The organism is Mesorhizobium sp. M7A.F.Ca.US.014.04.1.1 (assembly GCF_003998745.1).
Taxonomy (GTDB): Bacteria; Pseudomonadota; Alphaproteobacteria; order Rhizobiales; family Rhizobiaceae; genus Mesorhizobium; species Mesorhizobium ciceri.
This window is the reverse complement of the sequence record NZ_RZRW01001121.1, coordinates 1-1,028: the sequence shown is the minus strand read 5'-3', so window position 1 is coordinate 1,028 and position 1,028 is coordinate 1. Positions and strand designations below refer to the sequence as shown.

Here is a 1,028-nt window from a genome sequence, read left to right as displayed (position 1 = left end):
ATCGGGAACATACGGCTCCTGCGGAAGTTTCTCGGCTGAAGGGACCTCAGGGAGGTTGCTATGAGAAAACTGTTCCTTGCTTCCGTGATCGCCATCGCCTGCGCCGCAGCCACGGTCGCGCCTGCGGATGCACACTTCGGTTCTGGCATCGGCTTTTTTGGTCCGTTCGGCGGCTTTGGTCCGTTCGGCGGTGGCCCCTTCTACGGCGGAGGTCCGTTTTACGACTATGGCGGCCGCTACTACGGCCCCCGCTATCCTGGCTACGTGGTCCGCTACCCGCATCGCTACTATTTCCGGCATCGTCACCATTGCCGCGTGAAGTGGGTCAAGCACTGGCACCATCACCACCGGGTGCTGGAACGCGTTCGGGTTTGCCGTTACTGACAAGCCGGATTGGCCTACCGCCCTTCGTTGGCCTTGGCATAAGCATTCGCCTGCCCCATGCCGGAATGCTTCGTCGGGTCGGGCAATAGCTGAAACCGACGCTTGCTGTTCGCAATTCGAGCAGCGCATCTAGGCGCGAGATCAGCGGCCATCGCTGGCGCATCAGCGCCGTACCGCTCGCGCTGCGCCTCCAGGTCGAGCGTGCGGAATGATTGCAGCGGGCGCAATGCGCCGTCATGCCGCTTTCGATCAATGAACCAAACGTCCATCCCATGGCGTGAACATAGCAGGAACGGGAGCGGCGATCAACGATATCTCAAAGTGGCCGGCGCCCTTTGGCGGGGTGCTTCGGAGATGGACGCCGGCCTGGCGGGCGGGGTTGGCACGTCACATGGTGGTCGACACGGTCGGATACCAAGCGACGGTGACAGAACCGTGCCGACCAATCTGGGCACGAGGGTGGGCCTAGTGCCCAAACTTTTACACTACTCGCAAAACGACAGCGCAACAATTAGACCTCATGGACTAGTTCGCGCAGTACGATCTTCGAAAAGTAGGAACTATCCTTTGAATCCCAGGTTGGCACAGTGGCGGTCGATTCTCAGGATGTAACCGCCCTAATTGCGAACTCGTCGTGCTTGGCC

At 60.2% G+C, this 1,028-nt stretch carries 2 protein-coding genes; one reads left to right on the top strand and one right to left on the bottom strand.

Annotated elements, in window-relative coordinates; genetic code table 11:
• The first annotated feature begins 60 nt into the window (after window positions 1-60).
• Window positions 61-384, top strand: coding sequence for a hypothetical protein (locus EOA22_RS34975; protein WP_063173944.1), 324 nt, complete (start codon window positions 61-63; stop codon window positions 382-384).
• 14 nt (window positions 385-398) lie between these two features.
• Here EOA22_RS34975 and EOA22_RS34970 read toward each other — a convergent pair whose 3' ends face one another.
• Window positions 399-653 carry a hypothetical protein gene (locus EOA22_RS34970; protein ID WP_063170626.1) on the bottom strand — a complete coding sequence of 85 codons (255 nt, stop codon included), beginning with the start codon at window positions 651-653 and terminating at the stop codon, window positions 399-401.
• Window positions 654-1,028 lie beyond the last annotated feature (375 nt).